This window comes from Stenotrophomonas testudinis (assembly GCF_024499815.1).
Taxonomy (GTDB): Bacteria; Pseudomonadota; Gammaproteobacteria; order Xanthomonadales; family Xanthomonadaceae; genus Stenotrophomonas.
The window spans coordinates 18522-35316 of record NZ_JAMOKY010000027.1 but is presented as its reverse complement, the minus strand read 5'-3'; the positions used below and the strand labels follow the sequence as shown (position 1 = coordinate 35316).

The 16795-nt window shown below is 66.0% G+C and carries 24 protein-coding genes and 1 tRNA gene; 14 read left to right on the top strand and 11 right to left on the bottom strand.

The features are described from left to right. The first annotated feature begins 98 nt into the window (after positions 1–98). A complete protein-coding gene (dxs, locus tag NQ204_RS14215) occupies positions 99–2006 on the top strand; it encodes a 1-deoxy-D-xylulose-5-phosphate synthase (protein ID WP_116863200.1) in 1908 nt (635 codons plus the stop codon). Between the two features lie 75 nt (positions 2007–2081). Here dxs and NQ204_RS14210 read toward each other — a convergent pair whose 3' ends face one another. The 3 genes from NQ204_RS14210 to NQ204_RS14200 all read right to left on the bottom strand — a co-directional run bounded on the left by NQ204_RS14210 (position 2082) and on the right by NQ204_RS14200 (position 3751). Continuing rightward, positions 2082–2285: a hypothetical protein gene (locus NQ204_RS14210; protein WP_116863201.1), complete on the bottom strand. Its 204-nt coding sequence runs from the start codon at positions 2283–2285 to the stop codon at positions 2082–2084. 147 nt (positions 2286–2432) lie between these two features. Beyond that, positions 2433–2960 carry a DUF3011 domain-containing protein gene (locus NQ204_RS14205; protein WP_116863202.1) on the bottom strand — a complete coding sequence of 176 codons (528 nt, stop codon included), beginning with the start codon at positions 2958–2960 and terminating at the stop codon, positions 2433–2435. A gap of 131 nt (positions 2961–3091) precedes the next feature. Next, entirely contained in the window at positions 3092–3751 is a 660-nt protein-coding gene (locus NQ204_RS14200; protein WP_116863203.1) for a response regulator, read from the bottom strand. A 371-nt stretch (positions 3752–4122) separates the two neighbouring features. Here NQ204_RS14200 and NQ204_RS14195 point away from each other — a divergent pair, with 371 nt between their 5' ends. The 7 genes from NQ204_RS14195 (at position 4123) to NQ204_RS14155 (ending at position 8072) form a co-directional block, all read left to right on the top strand. Then, on the top strand, positions 4123–4722 hold the full coding sequence (locus tag NQ204_RS14195; protein WP_243402671.1) for a hypothetical protein: 600 nt from the start codon (positions 4123–4125) through the stop codon (positions 4720–4722). Beyond that, positions 4719–5270: a GTP-binding protein gene (locus NQ204_RS14190; RefSeq protein ID WP_256644209.1), complete on the top strand. Its 552-nt coding sequence runs from the start codon at positions 4719–4721 to the stop codon at positions 5268–5270. Before NQ204_RS14195 ends, NQ204_RS14190 begins: the two co-directional genes overlap by 4 nt. Then, the gene (locus tag NQ204_RS14185) at positions 5263–5640 is read left to right on the top strand and encodes a roadblock/LC7 domain-containing protein (protein WP_256644208.1); all 378 of its coding nucleotides are present in this window, start codon (positions 5263–5265) and stop codon (positions 5638–5640) included. Before NQ204_RS14190 ends, NQ204_RS14185 begins: the two co-directional genes overlap by 8 nt. Before the next feature lie 60 nt (positions 5641–5700). After that, positions 5701–6063: a hypothetical protein gene (locus tag NQ204_RS14180; protein WP_116863205.1), complete on the top strand. Its 363-nt coding sequence runs from the start codon at positions 5701–5703 to the stop codon at positions 6061–6063. Positions 6064–6574: 511 nt separating this feature from the next. Then, positions 6575–7033 (top strand): pilin, encoded by a 459-nt coding sequence (locus NQ204_RS14170; RefSeq protein WP_116863233.1) that lies wholly within the window; start codon positions 6575–6577, stop codon positions 7031–7033. Between the two features lie 75 nt (positions 7034–7108). Next, on the top strand, positions 7109–7567 hold the full coding sequence (locus NQ204_RS14160; protein ID WP_305888417.1) for a prepilin-type N-terminal cleavage/methylation domain-containing protein: 459 nt from the start codon (positions 7109–7111) through the stop codon (positions 7565–7567). 238 nt (positions 7568–7805) lie between these two features. Continuing rightward, the gene (locus tag NQ204_RS14155; RefSeq protein WP_256644207.1) at positions 7806–8072 is read left to right on the top strand and encodes a hypothetical protein; all 267 of its coding nucleotides are present in this window, start codon (positions 7806–7808) and stop codon (positions 8070–8072) included. Positions 8073–8099: 27 nt separating this feature from the next. Here NQ204_RS14155 and NQ204_RS14150 read toward each other — a convergent pair whose 3' ends face one another. Next, positions 8100–8306, bottom strand: coding sequence for a hypothetical protein (locus NQ204_RS14150; RefSeq protein WP_256644206.1), 207 nt, complete (start codon positions 8304–8306; stop codon positions 8100–8102). Positions 8307–8704: 398 nt separating this feature from the next. Between NQ204_RS14150 and NQ204_RS14145 the strand changes: the two genes are divergently transcribed. The 5 genes from NQ204_RS14145 (at position 8705) to NQ204_RS14125 (ending at position 11045) form a co-directional block, all read left to right on the top strand. Further along, positions 8705–8992, top strand: coding sequence for a hypothetical protein (locus NQ204_RS14145; RefSeq protein WP_256644205.1), 288 nt, complete (start codon positions 8705–8707; stop codon positions 8990–8992). A 9-nt stretch (positions 8993–9001) separates the two neighbouring features. Then, entirely contained in the window at positions 9002–9235 is a 234-nt protein-coding gene (locus NQ204_RS14140; RefSeq protein WP_079222578.1) for a DUF1653 domain-containing protein, read from the top strand. Between the two features lie 72 nt (positions 9236–9307). Continuing rightward, on the top strand, positions 9308–10075 hold the full coding sequence (locus tag NQ204_RS14135; protein ID WP_256644204.1) for a transporter: 768 nt from the start codon (positions 9308–9310) through the stop codon (positions 10073–10075). 51 nt (positions 10076–10126) lie between these two features. Next, entirely contained in the window at positions 10127–10699 is a 573-nt protein-coding gene (locus tag NQ204_RS14130) for a TetR/AcrR family transcriptional regulator (RefSeq protein ID WP_116863210.1), read from the top strand. Positions 10700–10712: 13 nt separating this feature from the next. Beyond that, positions 10713–11045 carry an SMR family transporter gene (locus NQ204_RS14125; protein WP_116863211.1) on the top strand — a complete coding sequence of 111 codons (333 nt, stop codon included), beginning with the start codon at positions 10713–10715 and terminating at the stop codon, positions 11043–11045. 32 nt (positions 11046–11077) lie between these two features. On the opposite strand, the gene NQ204_RS14120 is transcribed toward NQ204_RS14125, so the two are convergent. Beyond that, complete coding sequence (locus tag NQ204_RS14120) at positions 11078–11251, bottom strand: DUF1328 domain-containing protein (RefSeq protein WP_116863212.1); 174 nt, start codon at positions 11249–11251, stop codon at positions 11078–11080. A gap of 96 nt (positions 11252–11347) precedes the next feature. Next, positions 11348–11986 carry a LysE family translocator gene (locus NQ204_RS14115; RefSeq protein WP_200751935.1) on the bottom strand — a complete coding sequence of 213 codons (639 nt, stop codon included), beginning with the start codon at positions 11984–11986 and terminating at the stop codon, positions 11348–11350. 149 nt (positions 11987–12135) lie between these two features. On the opposite strand from NQ204_RS14115, the gene NQ204_RS14110 reads away from it, so the two are divergent. Continuing rightward, on the top strand, positions 12136–12837 hold the full coding sequence (locus NQ204_RS14110) for an aspartate/glutamate racemase family protein (protein ID WP_256644203.1): 702 nt from the start codon (positions 12136–12138) through the stop codon (positions 12835–12837). Positions 12838–12903: 66 nt separating this feature from the next. Here the strand turns inward: NQ204_RS14110 and NQ204_RS14105 are convergent, their stop codons facing one another. From NQ204_RS14105 to pheT, 5 genes are all read right to left on the bottom strand, one after another. After that, on the bottom strand, positions 12904–13296 hold the full coding sequence (locus tag NQ204_RS14105; RefSeq protein WP_343238518.1) for a hypothetical protein: 393 nt from the start codon (positions 13294–13296) through the stop codon (positions 12904–12906). A 224-nt stretch (positions 13297–13520) separates the two neighbouring features. Beyond that, positions 13521–13597, bottom strand: a tRNA-Pro gene (locus tag NQ204_RS14100). A gap of 68 nt (positions 13598–13665) precedes the next feature. Beyond that, positions 13666–14022, bottom strand: a complete 357-nt coding sequence (locus NQ204_RS14095) for a MerR family transcriptional regulator (RefSeq protein ID WP_005410431.1) — start codon at positions 14020–14022, stop codon at positions 13666–13668. After that, on the bottom strand, positions 14003–14302 hold the full coding sequence (locus NQ204_RS14090; protein WP_005410432.1) for an integration host factor subunit alpha: 300 nt from the start codon (positions 14300–14302) through the stop codon (positions 14003–14005). Before NQ204_RS14090 ends, NQ204_RS14095 begins: the two co-directional genes overlap by 20 nt. Positions 14303–14329: 27 nt before the next feature. Further along, positions 14330–16726, bottom strand: a complete 2397-nt coding sequence (pheT, locus tag NQ204_RS14085) for a phenylalanine--tRNA ligase subunit beta (protein WP_116863235.1) — start codon at positions 16724–16726, stop codon at positions 14330–14332. Positions 16727–16795: the final 69 nt, after the last annotated feature.

Genomic DNA, 16795 nt, shown 5'->3' with positions numbered 1-16795 from the left:
CACCGGCAACCCTCACCGTCCTGTCACGGACGGCGGCGTTTGCTTGCCCCACCCCCGATTGAGGGCGAAAATGGGCGTTCAGAACAAGTGCGAACACGATGATCGACTCTGCCCGCTATCCCCGCCTCGCGCGCATCCAGACGCCCGATGACCTGCGTACGTTCGACGAATCCGAAATGCGCGCGGTCGCCGATGAACTGCGCGCCTACCTGATCGAATCGGTGGGCAAGAGCGGTGGCCATTTCGCCGCCGGCCTGGGCGTGATCGAACTCACCGTGGCCCTGCACTACCTGTACCAGACCCCGCACGACCAGCTGGTCTGGGACGTCGGCCACCAGACGTACCCGCACAAGATCCTCACCGGCCGCCGCGACGAGATCCACACCGTCAAGCAGAAAGACGGCGTGGCGCCGTTCCCCAAGCGCGAGGAAAGCGAGTACGACACCTTCGGGGTCGGCCACTCCTCCACCTCGATCTCGGCGGCGCTGGGCATGGCCATCGCGCGCCAGTCGCAGGGCGATGACCGCAAGGTCGTGGCCGTCATCGGCGACGGCGCGATGACCGCTGGCATGGCCTTCGAGGCGCTGATGCATGCCGGCGGCATGGACCCGGAACCGAACCTGCTGGTGATCCTCAACGACAACAACATGTCGATCTCCGAGGCCGTCGGCGGGCTGACCAAGATGCTCGGCCGCGCCACCGGCAGCCGCACGCTCAATGCGCTGCGCGAGGGCGGCAAGAAGATTCTCGGCGACAAGAAAAACAACCCCGCGCGCTTCGTCAAACGCTGGGAAGAACACTGGAAGGGCATGTTCGTGCCGTCCACCATGTTCGAGGAAATGGGCTTCCACTACACCGGCCCCATCGATGGCCACGACATGCCCGCCCTGCTGTCCACGCTGAAGACGCTGCGCGCCTCCAAGGGCCCCAAGCTGCTGCACGTGATGACCACCAAGGGCAAGGGCTACGAGCCGGCCGAGGGTGACCAGATCGGCTACCACGCCGTGGGCCCGTTCGATCCGGACAAGGGCCTGGTGGCCAAGGCCGGCGCGAAGAAGCCGACCTATACCGATGTGTTCAGCGACTGGCTGTGCGATGCCGCCGCCGCCGAGCCGCGCCTGTACGGCATCACCCCGGCAATGCGCGAAGGCTCGGGCCTGGTGCGCTTCAGCAGGGAATACCCGCAGCGCTATTTCGATGTGGCCATTGCCGAACAGCATGCGGTCACCCTGGCCGCCGGCATGGCCACCCAGGGCGGCAAGCCGGTGGTGGCGATCTACTCGACCTTCCTGCAGCGCGCCTATGACCAGCTGGTGCACGACGTGGCGATCCAGGATCTGGACGTGCTGTTTGCGATCGACCGTGCCGGCGTGGTCGGCCCGGACGGTGCGACCCATGCCGGCAATCTGGACCTGAGCTTCCTGCGCTGCGTGCCGAACATGGTGGTGATGGCGCCGTCCAACGAAGCCGAATGCCGGCAGATGCTCAGCACCGGCCTGCAGCACCCGGGCCCGGCCGCCGTGCGCTATCCGCGTGGCACCGGCACCGGTGTGGATGCCGGCAGCGACCTGTCGACCCTGCCGATCGGCAAGGGCGAACTGCGCGTGCAGGGCAGCCGCATCGCACTGCTGGCCTTCGGCAGCAGCGTGGCCGCCGCCGAACAGGTCGGCCGTGAGCTGGGCCTGAGCGTGGTCAACATGCGCTTCATCAAGCCGCTGGACCGGGAGCTGGTGCTGGCCATGGCCAACAGCCACGACGGCCTGGTGACGATCGAGGACAACGTCGTGGCCGGCGGCGCCGGTTCGGCCGTGGCCGAGCTGCTGAATGCCGAAGAGGTGCTGCGCCCGATCCTGCACCTGGGCCTCCCCGACAGCTTCCAGCACCACGCCAGCCGCGAGGACCTGCTGGCCGAAGCCGGCATCGATGCTACCGGCATCCGCGCCGCAGTGCTGAAGCGCTGGCCGAAGCTGGCCAGCGGTACGCCGCCACTGAGCGCGGCGAGCTGAGTAGATCCACGCCATCCGTGGATGAGGGGTCAGAGCCCTTTCCTGCGGAAAGGGATCCGGCCCCAACTTCGACGCTCAGCCGTAGCTGACCGCCTCGACATACGCGCCACTGGCTTCCACGCGCACCGCGGCACGCTGCCCGGTGTCGGTGAAGTGCAGGCGCGCGAGGGTTTCGGCGAAATCGAAGGCGCGGACACCGTCGCGGAACTCGATCGGCTCCGGCTTGTCCGGGTGCAGCACGCGCCACTGGCGCTGCTCACATTGCAGACGGATCAACATGCGTTGCTCACTCCTTGAACAGCGTATCGATGACGGTGGGCACACCGGGAGGCGCACTGCCCCCGGCTGCCGACGATACGAGGAATGAACTGTGATCGCCATCAGATTAATCTGAATCTGAATGACGAAAACGCCAACGTCGTCCGATCAGTTGATCTGGAACTGGGCCCGGCAGCCATCACTGACCCACACACCCCGGCGGTCCCAGCCCCAGGTGCGGCCTTCCACGCAGGGGCTGCGCGAATCCTGCTTGACCAGGCGCACGTCGCGGCGGATGCGCGCGTCGCAATACTTCTGCCGGCGGTCGTTGGAATGGCAGGCGATCACCTGGCCACCGTTGCCGCCCCAACCGCCGCCATGGCCCCAGCCGCCGCCGCGGGATTCACCCACGAACTCGGCGCGGCAGCCTTGGGTCACCCACACACCACCGCGCGACTGGCCCCAGGTGCGGCCCTCCACGCAGGGCGAGCCGGACAACTGGCGGATCAGGCGCGCGCGCCCGTCCAAGCGGCATTCGTTGCTGCGGTTCTTGACCGACTCGCAGCGCACGATGCCACTGCCACGGTTGTCGTAGCGGTCGTCGTAGCCATAGCTCTGAGCCTGTGCAGCACCGGCAGATGCCAGCATCGGCAGCACGACGCACATCACGCTGCGCCAGTTGAATCCCTTGCCCATTCCCCATCTCCCGATGAATACGATGGGGGCAAGCATCCAAGATTCCGCGCCCGCCGCACAGAGGGGCTACCGGCACGGTTACCCATTCGTTCAAGCAGCTCAACCGCGCCTGACCAGCACCGGCGCCGCCGTCAGGAATCGGCAAGGCCCGCGCCAAGCGGCGTGCCAAGTTTCTGCTCGAACGCAAAGGCAAACAGCTCGGCATCGTTGTTGAACCCAAGCTTCTTCATCGCCGAGAGCCGCTGCCGGCTGATGGTACTGACCGTCCGCCGCAGCTGCGCGGCGATCTCCGTGATCGATGGACCGGATACGTAGAGGCGCAGCACTTCCAGTTCCTTGGGCGACAAGACCGACAGTGATCGCTCGCGCCCGGTCTCCAGCAGACACGACGCCAGTGCGGGGTCGAGATAGAGACGCCCGGCAAGCACGGTATCTACCGCGTCACGCACACTGCCCACGCCGCTGGCCTTGTGTGCCAACCCGCGCACCCCGGCACGCAGTGCCATCTGCAGCGAGGTGGCATTGGTGATCATCGTGGACAGGATCACCGGGACATCGGGGTGATTGCGACGCAGTGCCTGCAGCATCGCCTGCCCATCTGAGCGGTTGCTGCCGGGCATCGAAAAATCGGTTATGACCAGATCAACAGGCTCGCTGGCCAGGATCGAGAGCAGCTGTTCGGCGCAGTGTGCCTCCGCCACTACACGGTGCCGATCGCCAGCCTCGATCACCACGCGCGTACCCAGCAGCACGATCGGGTGATCGTCCGCAATGGCGATTCGAGTAAGCATGCTTGATATTCCCAACTGAAAACGCCGCAGAGCGCGACCACCAAACTAAATAATCATCAAGGCCGCCGTCAACTTAACAACGGGGATTTTTCAACAATCCTCAAAATCTTAAGAGCTCTTGAGAATTCAATTATTTGCATACCCTGAAAAATACATCGGAATGGCATTCAACTTTCCCAAAAGTTTCATGGATCAGGATCCACCAATCCGGTCATATAGGCCCCCCGATCATTCACCGCGCCACATCCATGGTCCGATTCCGCCGCACCTCGTTCGAGGATTCCAGGGCGCCATCCGCATCGTCGCTCTCCTCGTGGACACCGATCACGCAGGCCACGCTGCCCAGCGCTGCGCTGCCGTTCGTGCAGCAGATGCGCGTGTTCCTGGCGGGTGACACTTCGGCAGCACGCAGACCGGCCCATGCCGCTGTCATCCACGACGACGCCATCGTCTGCTGGCTGGACGCGAAGGACGACCGGATGATGACCACCGCACCCGCCCCCATCGCACTGGCGCTGCTGCATAAACTGCTGGCAGACGAGCACCCGCCATTGCGCCTGGCCCCGGTGACGCACGAAATGTTCATGCAGCGCGCGACGGTGTCCAGCAATCTGCCGCTGCGCCCGACGCTGTGGAATGTCGGCCTGGCCGCCACACGGCTGGACCGACCGATGCAGCCGCTGACCATGGATGTGAAGCTGCGCCTGCGCCGCTGGCCTGATTTCCGCATCCTCGCCCACCGTCACGATCACTTCCGCCTGTGCGCGCTGCTGATCAAGCAGGGAGCGTCGGTGCAGGCCTGCTGCGAGATCCTGGATCTGCCGCCGCGCCAAGTGCAGTCGTTTTTCAATGCCGCTTTCCTCACCGCCTACGCCTTTCCGGTCATGGGCGAGGACCTGCCCGCCCGTCCCTCGCCCACTGACGGACTCGTCAAGCTGTGGCGCCAACTTCGTATCCGCTGGAGTGCATGACCGTGCGTGAGCACAAGATCGTAGTAATGGGGCCTCTTGGCGCCGGAAAATCCACCCTGGTGCAGACCCTCACCCACGGAAAAGCCGTGGTGACCGAGGCCCGCAACACCGACCCCACCGTGGGCAAGGAATACACAACCGTCGCGATGGATTACGGCGACATCGACCTGCCCGGCGGTGACCGCCTGCGCCTGTACGGCTCGCCAGGCCAGGAACGGTTCTCCTACATCTGGCCGATCCTGCTGGCCGGTGCCGAAGGCGCCATCGTGCTGGTCGATGGCAGCACCGACGTGGACACCACACTCGCCGGCCAGCACCTGAAGGCGATCGCCGACACCGCACCCACGCTGCCGGTGGTCATCGGCATCACCAAATGTGGCCGCACCGACGACCCGCTGCTGCCGCACTGGCAGGCCTGGCTGGGCGAGCACGCGCCGCACCTGCCCGCGCTGCCATTGGACCCGCGTGACATGAAACAGGCGATCACCGCCATGGACCTGCTGATGAGCCAGATCGAATGCAACGCCATGGCGGCCGCACATGAATGACACTGCCTGCACCACGTCGGCACTGAAAACACTGGCGCGCGACGTCTCCGGCATACAGGCCATCGTCGTCGCCAGCGCCGATGGCTTCGCGTTGGCACAGGCCGGCCCGAAAGGCAGCGTTGCCGACCGGCTGGCGGCGATGACCAGCTCGATGCTGGGCCTGGCAGGCGCGCTCGGCCACGAGCTGCGCTTTGGCAAGCTGGACACGCTGATCCTCGATGCGGCCGGCGGCAAAGTGCTGATGCTGGCCATTCCCGGCGCACAGCAGCGCCTGCTGATGACGGCCTGCGATCACAGCTGCGTCATCGGCAATGCGCTTTGGCATGCCAAGCAATGCGTACGCACGCTGGCCGACAACACGTACCGATGAATGTCTCTCTCACTGTTCAAACGACTCTTTACTTCCAAACACCCGCAACGGACGACTGAAATGAATATCGCCATCAAAAAATGCCTGGACACCCTCATGCAGATCAACGGCGCCCAAGCCGTCGCACTGGTCGACTACGACAGTGGCATGCTGCTCGGTGAAGCCGGTTCGGGCGTGGACATGGAACTGGCCGCAGCCGGCAACACCGAGGTGCTCCGCGCAAAGATGAAGACGGCCGAAGCGCTGAACCTCAACGACAGCATCGAGGACATCCTCATCACGTTGGGCCGCGCCTACCACGTGCTGCGCCCGGTCTCGGCCAAGAAGGGCCTGTTCTTCTACGTCGTGTTGGACCGGCAGAAAGCCAACCTCGCCCTCGCCCGCCGTATGGTGCTGGACGTGGAAAGCTCGCTGGCGCTGTAACGCCCAGCCTACGACGTAGAGGGACGGGGATGGGAACGCCGGGGCCGCTGGGGAGAGCGGCCCCGGCCTGTGGACACAATCCTGCAGCATTTCCAGCACGTGAAGCTGCACCATGCGGCAAGCTTGCGCACCATCGGTCAGCTACATGCAGCCGCCGCGGGCACGTCCCTGGGTGGTGCTGTCGTTGCCGCAGCATGGATTACCGGTTAGCGCGGCCTTCTGCGCACACCTCCTGCGAACTACACCCCGCCGCTCGCATGCACGGCACCTTGGCGCTGCTACGCAGCCCGCACGGTGCGTGGCAGCGACTGGCCGATGTCAGTGACCCGTAACTGCTGCCCGCGGCATGCAGCACGCAATCATCCGAATAATCGCAAAACCCGGCATGAACGGCACTTTTACCAGTTTTTGAATATCGATCCGAACGCACCGGTGATTATCTATTGGCACGCTCTGGAACATTCATTCCACAGCCACCCATTCAATGGATAACCCCAAGGAGGATCTCATGATGAATACCAAACCTGCACGCGCAAAGTTTATGCCGCCACACAACTCCCGACAGAAGGGCTTTTCGCTCATCGAGCTGATGGTGGTAGTGGCCATCATCGGCATCCTGGCGATGATTGCGTTGCCGCAATACCAGAAGTTTGCAGCAAAGGCCAAGCTCGGCGCGGCGCTGGCAGAGGTGACACCCGGAAAGGTAGGCATGGAAACGCTGCTGGCTGAGGGCGCCGATTTGAGCACAATCAGTCCTGCAATGGTCGGCCTGCCGTATTCGGGATCGCGCTGCGCCTCGTTCGACGCGTCGCTGGCCGGCGACGGCACCGGCAACCTGGTATGCAACCTGAAGCCTGACGAGGCTTACGGCGGCAGCTCGCTGAACCTGGTCCGTTCCCCAGATGGAACGTGGACCTGCAACAGCGATGTGGACGACCAGAACCTGTTGCCCGAGGCATGTCGCGCCTGATCAGCAGATGCCCGGTGGGCAGGAGCTGCGTGCTCCTGCCCGCAGGGATCGATACGCCTACAGGAGAGCATCCTCTTGAACAGAACCATACCCCGCGCCGGGGCACGCCGCGCAGCGGGCGGGCGACAGCAGGGCTTCTCGCTGATTGAACTGATGGTCGTCGTGGCGATTCTCGCGATACTTGGCATGATCGCGCTGCCCAAGTATCAGAAATTCGCCGCCAAGGCGAAAATGGCTGCCGCACTGCAGGAGATTTCGATCGGCACTGGAGGCCTCGACCTCATTTACATAGAAGAAGGGACCGTGCAGCGGGTCATAACCCCGGAGGAAATCGGATTACCATCCACAAGTAATTACTGCGTCCAGCGCTACCTGAACGCGTCTGAATTCTGGTGCGTACTGAAACCTGATTCGGTGCTGGGACCCAACCCGACCATCGGCTTTCTGCGCGACAGCCATACCGGCAAGTGGCGTTGCCATGCCGGCACTGGAAACGGGGATCAGCAACTGATTCCGCAGCAGTGCCGCTACTGACGCTCCGGCAGTCCTTGAACAGAGGGCCATTCCCCTGCAGTACTTCCTCAAACAAACCGATGCCGCGCCTCACCCAAGCGCCAGGCCAGCAGGGCCTGCGCCTAAGTCCAGGCTCACTCCGCCCAGCCTCATCATCGCCGATGCCAATCCATGGGTACGCCAGGAACTGGGGGCGCATATCCGGCCCCTCCTGGCCCCTCACGCCGTGCAGGACGCACGCTCGCCTTCCGAAGTTCTGATGCGGGTCGCCGATCCCAACTGCAGGATGCTCGTGATCGATCCCTGCATGCCGACCCTCGGCCAGACCGACGGGGTGCCGCTGCTTCGGCGTATCTGCAGCCTGCGGCGCGACCTGCACATACTCGTGCTCGCGCAGCAGCCGCAGCTGCTGTTGCGGGACAAGGCGTTCCCGAGGCAGATCGCACATGTACACGGCAAGAGCATCCATGTCACGTGGCTGTGCCTGCTCATCGAACGGGCGCTGACAGAAGGCGAAGCGGCCTAGGCCGCGCTCACCGGCTGGACTGGCGTTTCAGTGATTGAAGTGCACCGCATCCACCGTACTGCCCAGTGCCTCCACGCGCACGGTGCTGTCCTGGCCGGTACGACGATGGTGGTCGCTGGCCCGCGCGACGGCGGCATCGAAGGCGGCGGCGCCGCTGGAGAAGGGTTCGGTCGCGCCGACGGCCGGATCCAGTATGGACCAATGGGCGGCAATGCATTTGACGGTAAAGACCATGACGGGCTCCTTGCAATGGGGCGCGCGGCAACTGCAGGGCCGCCCGCGGTTGCTGCCCACCCTAGGCACCTGCTCGGGGAGTTCCTATCGGATTAGTACGAAAAATCCGGATCGGGACGTCAGAACACCACCCCCATCACATCCCTGAGTCGGTTTAGTGAAAGTTTTTCGTGACTCTTGTCACGAAGTCAGCAGGGCTTCACACTACGCTCACTAACAGGGGCCCCTTCCACATGCGCACCTCGCTTCCGCTGCAGCGTTCGACCTTGCTCAAGTTCTACTTCGTGGCCAGCTACCTGGTCCTGCTTGAAGAAGTGGTGCGCGCCAGCATCAGCTGAGCGCTTGTCGCCAGGGCGGATGCGGCCGACACTGAGGCCCCCGCACCCGAGGCCACGCCGATGAAGACCGCTTTCCTGCCGGTGCTGCTGATGCTGGCCATGGGCGGCTGCGCCCAGCCCGAACCCGTGCCCGCGCCGACGCCTGCCCGCGATCCCGCCACCCCCGCGCCCGTTGTCGGCGGTGATCGCGACGCACACGGCTGCATCGGTTCGGCCGGCTACCAGTGGTGCCAGCGCAGCGGACGCTGCGAGCGACCGTGGGAGCTGGCCCAGGCACAGGACCTGGCGAACACCGCCGAGGCCATCGACGCGTGGTGTGCGCTGCCGCCCACGCCCGCGCGGAAGTAAACTTCCCGCATGTCCGACCTCAGCCCCCTGCCCCGCCTCGAGCCGGGTCGTTACCGCCATTTCAAGGGCGGTCTGTATGAAGTAATCGATATCGTGCGCAGCAGCGAGACCCTGCAGCCGCAGGTGCTGTACCGCGCCCTGTACGGCGAAGGCGGCCTGTGGGTGCGCCCGTACGCCATGTTCGTCGAACAGGTACCGGGCGAGCACGGCCCGCAGCCGCGTTTCGCCCGCATCGACGACTGAGCCCCGCGTTCACGGCGCCCCGACGCGCCGGCCGCGCATGCTTGGCAACACCTCCCGGGCTCGTCGGCCAGCATGCGCCAGTGCATCGTTCTGTTCGGCCTTTCCGTGGCCTGCCTGTCCGCACGGGCGGAGCCACCCTCCAGTCCTCCCGACTTTGACCGGCCCGGCCTTGGCGCTGGCACCGACACGGTGCCTCGCGGGGCCGCCGCGCTCGAGTTCGGGCTGCCTGCTTACCTGCGCGAATCCGGCGCCGAGGGTGTCCGCAGCACGACGTGGTCAGGCGATGTCCTGCTGCGCACCGGACTGGCGCCCGGCCTGGAACTGCAGCTCTCCGGCACCCCTTGGAACCGCCAGCGCCTGCGCGCGCCGGATGGCGCACAGAGCCGCCTGCGCGGGGCCAGCGACAGCAGCGCGGGCCTGAAATGGGCAGGCCCGGGCAGCAATGACCGCACCGCCTGGGCAGTACTGGCCTCGGCCGTGGTGGCGCGCGGCGATGCGGCCTTCAGCGACGGCCGCCAATACGCGCTGGCGGTCAGCATCGAACAGTCACTCAACGATCAATGGCAGCTGGCGCTGTTCGCGCAGCAGCAACGCGGTGCCGGCCAACGCACCACCATCTGGGCGCCCAGCATTTCGCTGCAGGCCACGCCGACGGTGTCCACCTACCTGGAAGCCGGTTTCTTCGACGCCAGCGATGGCCCCGACCAGTCCATTGCCGGCGCGGGACTGAGCTGGCGGATGCGGCCCAGCGTCCAGCTCGATGTTTCATTCGATGTGGGCCTGGACGATGAAAGCCCGGATCTCCAGTTCGCCACAGGGCTGTCGGTCTACCTGGACTGAGCCGGGCAGCGCTGGGCTACAATCATACCGTCCGGTCGGTTTCCTTCTCCCATGTCCCCATCCCCCGCCCTCGCGCGCCGCAAGGCGCCCGATCTCGTGCGCCAGGCCCTGCTGGACGCCACTGCCCGCGTGATCAGGCAGGAAGGGCTGGCCGCGTTGACGGTGCAGGATGTCGCTGACGTCGCCGGGGTCAGCAAGGGCGCCCTGTTCCACCACTTCAGCAGCAAGCAGGCGCTGCTGGATGCAACGCTGGGCGCGATGCTCGATGATTTCGAGCAGGATCTGCGCGCGCACATGCAGCAGGCGCCTGCCAGCCACGGCTGTTTCACCCGCGCCTATGTTGAAGTCACCTTCGATCATCTGCTGCAGCAGACCCGCGACAGCGACATCGGTCTGACCATGGCCAACCTGCTGGAACCGGCGATGCTGGTGCGCTGGCGCGAGTGGATGCGCGCAATGCTGGCGCAGTTCCCCGGCGAAGCGGACGACCCGCGCCTGTATACGGCACGCTGCGCCGCCGACGGCTACTGGGCCACGGCCTATGGCCGGCCGCTGGACGAGGAAGAGCGCCGCAATGCGTTGGCCATGGCGGCCGAGGCGATGAAACTGTGCACGCCCGGCTGAGCGGGAGGCCTTGATGAACCCCTACGCCTGCCTGGCCGCCGCGATCGCGCTGGAGGTGATCGCCACCTCGCTGCTGAAAGCCTCCGAGGGCATGAGCCGCCTCGCTCCCACGCTGGGCGCGCTGGCCTGCTACGGCGTGTGCTTCTACCTGCTGGCGCTCACCATGAAATCCATCCCCACCGGCATCGTCTATGCCATCTGGTCAGGGGTGGGCATCGTGCTGATCTCGGTCATCGGCCTGCTGGTGTTCAAGCAGCGCTTGGATACGCCGGCACTGATCGGCATCGGCCTGATCTGCGCGGGCGTGCTGGTGATCAATCTGTTCTCGAAAAGCAGCGCGCACTGAGCGCGCTGCTTGAGGCTGCCTTCGGCGCTGGGTCAGGCGACCTTCTTGGCGACGCTCATCCCGATCAGGAACAGGATCACCGCGATGATGATGCCGGCCCAGAACAGGAACTTGGCGATGCCGACCGCGGCACCGGCGATGCCGCCGAAGCCGAGCACGCCGGCGATGAGGCCGATGACGGCGAAAATGATGGCCCACTTGATCATATCGATCCTTTCCCCTGGGGAATGCTGACGGTATGAACAGGTTAAGCAGCGTCCGATGCCCTCTCCGTGAGCACGCCGCGCGCGTGGCGTGAACTTTCAGCGCGGACGGAAACGCAGCAGCGCCACCGCGAAGGCCAGGAACACGCTGCCCACCAGGCGCTCGAACCAGCGCTGCGCGAAGGGCTTGGCCAGCCAGCGACGCAGGCCGTGGCCGCCGGCGGCATACATCACGTACCAGAACAGTTCGCAGCTGGCGAAGGTGGCCACCAGCACGGTGTACTGCAGGCCCTGCGCACGCGCGGGATCGACGAACTGCGGCAGGAACGCGGCGGCGAACAGCAGCAGCTTCGGGTTGCTCAGGCCCACCAGCAAACCACCGCGGAAGACCGCCCCTGCACCGTGGACCGGCTCCAGCAGCGGCTCGCCTGCGCTGGCCGCCGGGGCCGGCCGACAGCTGTCGCGCCACGCCTTGATGCCCAGCCAGGCCAGGTAGGCCACACCGAGATAACGCAGCACCTCGAACAGCATCGGCGAGGAACGCAGCAGCGCGCTCAGTCCGGCAGCGGAGGCAGCAAGCACCAGCAGCATGGCCAGCAGGCAGCCCGCCATGGCCGGCACGCTGCGGCGGAAGCCCAGGCCGACGCTGCGGCCGAGGATATGCAGCATGTTCGGGCCCGGCGTGCCACACAGCACAAAGACCGTGGCGAGGAACCACCACCAGGTTTGCAGGGCCATTGCTGTTCTCGACGCGGAAAGCTTGCCAGCTTACGGCTTGGCGCCGCGCGGCGGTACGTACAGCCCGGTGCGCGATCGACGGTTACAGAAGGCGGCCAGCATGCGGGGCCGGTCTGTGCTGCAATGCGGCTTCCAGCACGGAGACACGCATGAAGACCCTGGGACTGATCGGCGGCATGAGCTGGGAAAGCTCAGCGCAGTACTACCGCCTCATCAACGAGGATGTCCGCCAGCGGCTGGGCGGTGCGCACTCGGCGCAGCTGCTGCTGTGGTCGGTGGATTTCGCCCGCATCAAGCAGCTGCAGCACGACGGCGACTGGCACGCGCTGGGCGCGGAGATGATCGATGCCGCCCGCCGGCTGCAGGCGGGTGGCGCCGAGCTGCTTGTGGTCTGCACCAACACCATGCACAAGCTGGCGCCACAGCTGGAAGCCGCCTGCCCGCTGCCGCTGCTGCACATCGCAGATCCCACCGCCGAGGCCATCCTGCGCACGGGCGTGCACACGGTCGGCCTGCTCGGCACGGCGTTCACCATGGAAGAGGACTTCTACCGCGGCCGGCTGAGCGAACGCTTCGGGCTGAAGGTGCTGGTGCCGGACGCCGACGACCGCCGCCACGTGCACGACATCATCTACCGCGAGCTGGTTGCCGGCGTAGTCAGCGAGGCCTCGCGACAGGTGTATGTGGAGGTGATCCAGCGCCTGGTCGCGCGCGGCGCCGAAGCGATCATCCTAGGCTGCACCGAGATCATGCTGCTGGTCCGCGAGCAGGACAGCCCGGTGCCGTTGTTCGACACCACCACCCTGCACGCGCGCGCCGCCGTGGATGCCGCGCTGGCAAGCCCTTTGTAGAGTCGAGCTTGCTCGACTACCGTTAACATAAGCAGTCGAGCATGGCTCGACTCTACAGAGGGCGCTTCAACCCGCCTGGATCTCCAGCGCGGTCACCAGCCACTCAACCACTGCGGGCGAATCGCACAGGAAGAACACGGCATCGCCGCTGCGTGCTTCGCTCAGCATGCGGTACACGCTGATGGCCGTGGCCGCCTGGTTGGCAATGAAGACTTCGAGGCTGCGAGGCCCTTCGACCTGCCGCGATTCGCGCTGCAGCGCCTGGCGCGCGGCAACGGTTTCGGCCGGTTCGGCTTCACGGCTGAGGTCCTCGCCGCGCAGGCCCCATGACACAAAGACACGCTTGTCCTTGAACGTGGTGTCCAGGACATGGACGCCGGCCGTGCCTGGGCCAGCCGAGCGATGAATGACGATACTGCTGATCAACGCAACCCCCTGTGGTCGTCGTGGTCCGCGCATCGTCCAGCACGCGCGCCGTTGCCGCCGGTGGCCGGAGCCGGGGCTCCGTCTGCTGGCGCGACGGTGGGTACTGGAAGAAAACCGATGCGATCGGATGTCCGCTGATGATAAGGGAACTGCCCGGCCGCATGGGCTGCGGGCCTGAACGCCCGGTATCGCGCGCCACGCCGAGAGCCAACAAAAAAGCCCACGCATCGCTGCGCAGGCTTTCTGTTTCATCACAGTGGTCGGGACGGCCGGATTCGAACCGACGACCCTCTGCCCCCCAGGCAGATGCGCTACCAGGCTGCGCTACGCCCCGACTGATGCTGCGATGTACCCGCCAGTGCGGCGGGCCGTGAAGTATAGCGGATTACGCTGGGTTTTGGATCACCGGCGAAGCAATTGCAGCACTTCTTCCAGCTCCATGCGCACCTGCTTGATGATCTGGTTGCTCAACGCGGATTCCTCGCGCGCATCCGGACCATCCAGGCGCAGGCGCGCGCCACCGATGGTGTAACCCTGTTCGTACAGCAGGCTGCGGATCTGCCGCACCATCAGCACGTCATGGCGCTGGTAGTAGCGACGGTTGCCACGGCGCTTGGCCGGCTCAAGGCTGGGAAATTCGGTTTCCCAGTAGCGCAGCACGTGCGGCTTGACGTCGCACAGCTCGCTTACTTCACCAATGGTGAAGTAGCGCTTGGCCGGGATCGGCGGTAGTTCGCGGTTACTGCCCGGATCCAGCATAAGCTTCCACCCTCTCCTTGAGCTTCTGGCCCGGACGGAAGGTGACCACCGTACGAGCGGAAATCGGAATTTCCTCGCCGGTCTTGGGGTTGCGACCCGGGCGCTGGTTCTTGCGCCGCAGATCGAAATTACCGAAGCCGGACAGCTTCACCTGACGTCCCTGTTCCAACGCTTCACGCAGCACATCGAAGAACGCGTCGACGAATTCCTTGGCTTCCCGCTTGTTCAGACCGACTTCGTCGAACAGCTTTTCCGCCATCTCCGCCTTGGTCAATGCCATTGCCTGCTACCCCTGAGTGCTTCCCGCTCAGCCGCGGATCCGTGCGTGGTGTTCACGTTCGATCGCAGTGACCGCCTCGGCCACCACCGCTTCCACGTCGCGGTCCGTCAGAGTGCGCGACTTGTCCTGCAAAATCAAGCCCATAGCGAGACTCTTGAATCCCGGCTCGACCCCCTGGCCGACGTAGCGGTCGAACAGGTTCAGCTCGCGCAGCAGCGGGCCGGCCGCCTGGCGGATGGTCGCGGCCAGGTCGCTCCAGGCCACCTGTTCAGGCACCAGGAACGCGAGGTCACGACGCACGGCCGGGAAGCGCGACAGCTCGCCGGCACGCGGCAGCGCACGGGCCGACAGCGCCTCCAGGTCCAGCTCGAAGGCATAGACGTCGGCATCGATGTCCATGGCCTTGGCCAGGCGCGGGTGGATCTGGCCGATCCAGCCGATCACCACGCCATCGCGGTACACCTCGGCCGAGCGGGCCGGGTGGCCGAAGACTCGGGTCGAGGGGCGGAATTCGAGCACGGCACCGCTGGCAGCGGCCAGCGATTCCAGGTCGCCCTTCAGGTCATGGAAGTCGACCTTGCGGGTCGGCAGGCCCCACTGCACGGCCTGCGCATCGCCACAGACGGCGGCGGCCACGCGCGGGGTTTCCAGCGGTGCCGGCGGGCTTTCGCCGGGTGACGTCTCGCCAGCCTGCTGGGCGAACACCCGGCCAACCTCGAACAGGCGCACGCGACCCAGCTGGCGGGCGGCGTTGCGGCCCAGGGTGGCGACCAGGCCCGGCAGCAGCGCCGGGCGCATCACCGCCAGCTCGGCCGACAGCGGGTTGGCCAGCGGCACCAGGTTGTCGCGCAGCTGCCACTGGGTCAGCAGGGCATCGTCGACGAAGGCGAAGTTCAGGGTTTCCTGCAGGTCGCGGGCGACCAGCTGGCGACGCACGCTGAGCACGTCCAGCTGGGTCTCGGTCGGCATCGCCACGCGCGCCGCGCCACCCGGCAAGGTGGTCGGGATCTGCTCGTAGCCGCGGATGCGGGCCAGTTCCTCGATCAGGTCTTCTTCGATGGCGATGTCGAAGCGACGGCTCGGCGCGGTCACCTGCCAGCCTTCGCCGGCCGCGGTCACGCCCATCCCCAGCACGCGCAGGATGCGCTCGACTTCGGCGTCTTCAATGGTGATGCCGAGCACGCGAGTGATGCGGGCGCGGCGCAGGGTGATCGTCGCCGCCTGCGGCAGATCGGCCTCGCGCACGGCCTCGGTGACCGGCGCCGGGGTACCGCCAGCCAGGTCCAGCACCAGGCGGGTGGCGTATTCGATGGCGGCGCGCGGCAGCGCCGGGTCGACGCCACGCTCGAAGCGGTGGCCGGCATCGGTGTGCAGGCCCAGCTTGCGGCCACGGCCCATGATGGCGGCCGGCGCGAAGTGCGCGGCCTCCAGGAACACGGCGGTGGTGTCGTCGGTGACGCGGGTATCGAAGCCGCCCATCAGGCCAGCCAGGCCGACCGCACGGTCGGCGTCGGTGACCACCAGGAAGCTCTCGTCCAGCACTGCATCGCGGCCGTCAAGCAGCTTGATGGCTTCGCCGGCGCGCGAACGGCGCACACCGATGCTGCCCTGCAGGGTGCCCAGGTCGTAGGCGTGCATCGGCTGGCCCAGTTCCAGCATCACGTACTGGGTGATGTCGACCAGCAGCGAGACCGGACGCACGCCGCTGCGGCGCAGGCGCTCGGCCATCCACAGCGGGGTCTTGGCGGCGGCATTGACGCCTTCGATGACACGCCCCAGGTAACGCGGCGCTTCAGCGCCGGCGTCGAGCTGGATGGACAGCTCACGGCTGCCGACCGCGGCAATGGCGTCGGCGGCGAAATCCAGCACCTCGCTGCGGGTGGCGGCGGCCACATCAAAGGCGATGCCACGCACGCTGAAACAGTCGGCGCGGTTGGGGGTCAGCTTGATCTCGATGCTGGCGTCCGGCAGGCCCAGGTACTCGACCAGGGTCTGGCCGACCGGCGCGTCATCAGGCAGTTCCAGCAGGCCCGAGGCATCGGTGTCCAAGCCCAGTTCCTTGGCGGAGCACAGCATGCCGTTGGATTCGACGCCGCGCAGCTTGGCCGGCTTGATTGCCAGCTCGCCGATCTGCGCGCCAACCATGGCCAGCGGTGCAACCAGGCCCGGGCGCGCGTTCGGCGCACCGCAGACGATCTGCAGCAGTTCGCCCTGCCCTGCGTCGACCTTGCACACCTGCAGGCGGTCAGCTTCGGGATGGCGCACGGCTTCGACGATGCGTGCCACGACCACGTGCTGCAGGCCGTTGCCGAGCGCGGTCACTTCTTCCACTTCCAGGCCGATGGCGGTCAGCACCGCGCTCAGTTCATCGCGCGAGGCAGAGGTCGGGACGTGGCTGCGCAGCCAGTTTTCGGAGAATTTCATGGTGTCACCCTGGTGGGCCCGGCGCATGCGCCTGGGCCTGCGAATTTAGGAGCAGCCGAGCATGGCCCG

Coding starts and splice junctions, on each gene's coding strand:
- dxs (WP_116863200.1), top strand. CDS start 99: ATGATCGACTCTGCCCGCTATCCCCGCCTCGCGCGCATCCAGACGCCC.
- NQ204_RS14210 (WP_116863201.1), bottom strand. CDS start 2,285: ATGTTGATCCGTCTGCAATGTGAGCAGCGCCAGTGGCGCGTGCTGCAC.
- NQ204_RS14205 (WP_116863202.1), bottom strand. CDS start 2,960: ATGGGCAAGGGATTCAACTGGCGCAGCGTGATGTGCGTCGTGCTGCCG.
- NQ204_RS14200 (WP_116863203.1), bottom strand. CDS start 3,751: ATGCTTACTCGAATCGCCATTGCGGACGATCACCCGATCGTGCTGCTG.
- NQ204_RS14195 (WP_243402671.1), top strand. CDS start 4,123: ATGCGCGTGTTCCTGGCGGGTGACACTTCGGCAGCACGCAGACCGGCC.
- NQ204_RS14190 (WP_256644209.1), top strand. CDS start 4,719: ATGACCGTGCGTGAGCACAAGATCGTAGTAATGGGGCCTCTTGGCGCC.
- NQ204_RS14185 (WP_256644208.1), top strand. CDS start 5,263: ATGAATGACACTGCCTGCACCACGTCGGCACTGAAAACACTGGCGCGC.
- NQ204_RS14180 (WP_116863205.1), top strand. CDS start 5,701: ATGAATATCGCCATCAAAAAATGCCTGGACACCCTCATGCAGATCAAC.
- NQ204_RS14170 (WP_116863233.1), top strand. CDS start 6,575: ATGAATACCAAACCTGCACGCGCAAAGTTTATGCCGCCACACAACTCC.
- NQ204_RS14155 (WP_256644207.1), top strand. CDS start 7,806: ATGCGGGTCGCCGATCCCAACTGCAGGATGCTCGTGATCGATCCCTGC.
- NQ204_RS14150 (WP_256644206.1), bottom strand. CDS start 8,306: ATGGTCTTTACCGTCAAATGCATTGCCGCCCATTGGTCCATACTGGAT.
- NQ204_RS14145 (WP_256644205.1), top strand. CDS start 8,705: ATGAAGACCGCTTTCCTGCCGGTGCTGCTGATGCTGGCCATGGGCGGC.
- NQ204_RS14140 (WP_079222578.1), top strand. CDS start 9,002: ATGTCCGACCTCAGCCCCCTGCCCCGCCTCGAGCCGGGTCGTTACCGC.
- NQ204_RS14135 (WP_256644204.1), top strand. CDS start 9,308: ATGCGCCAGTGCATCGTTCTGTTCGGCCTTTCCGTGGCCTGCCTGTCC.
- NQ204_RS14130 (WP_116863210.1), top strand. CDS start 10,127: ATGTCCCCATCCCCCGCCCTCGCGCGCCGCAAGGCGCCCGATCTCGTG.
- NQ204_RS14125 (WP_116863211.1), top strand. CDS start 10,713: ATGAACCCCTACGCCTGCCTGGCCGCCGCGATCGCGCTGGAGGTGATC.
- NQ204_RS14120 (WP_116863212.1), bottom strand. CDS start 11,251: ATGATCAAGTGGGCCATCATTTTCGCCGTCATCGGCCTCATCGCCGGC.
- NQ204_RS14115 (WP_200751935.1), bottom strand. CDS start 11,986: ATGGCCCTGCAAACCTGGTGGTGGTTCCTCGCCACGGTCTTTGTGCTG.
- NQ204_RS14110 (WP_256644203.1), top strand. CDS start 12,136: ATGAAGACCCTGGGACTGATCGGCGGCATGAGCTGGGAAAGCTCAGCG.
- NQ204_RS14105 (WP_343238518.1), bottom strand. CDS start 13,296: ATGCGCGGACCACGACGACCACAGGGGGTTGCGTTGATCAGCAGTATC.
- NQ204_RS14095 (WP_005410431.1), bottom strand. CDS start 14,022: ATGCTGGATCCGGGCAGTAACCGCGAACTACCGCCGATCCCGGCCAAG.
- NQ204_RS14090 (WP_005410432.1), bottom strand. CDS start 14,302: ATGGCATTGACCAAGGCGGAGATGGCGGAAAAGCTGTTCGACGAAGTC.
- pheT (WP_116863235.1), bottom strand. CDS start 16,726: ATGAAATTCTCCGAAAACTGGCTGCGCAGCCACGTCCCGACCTCTGCC.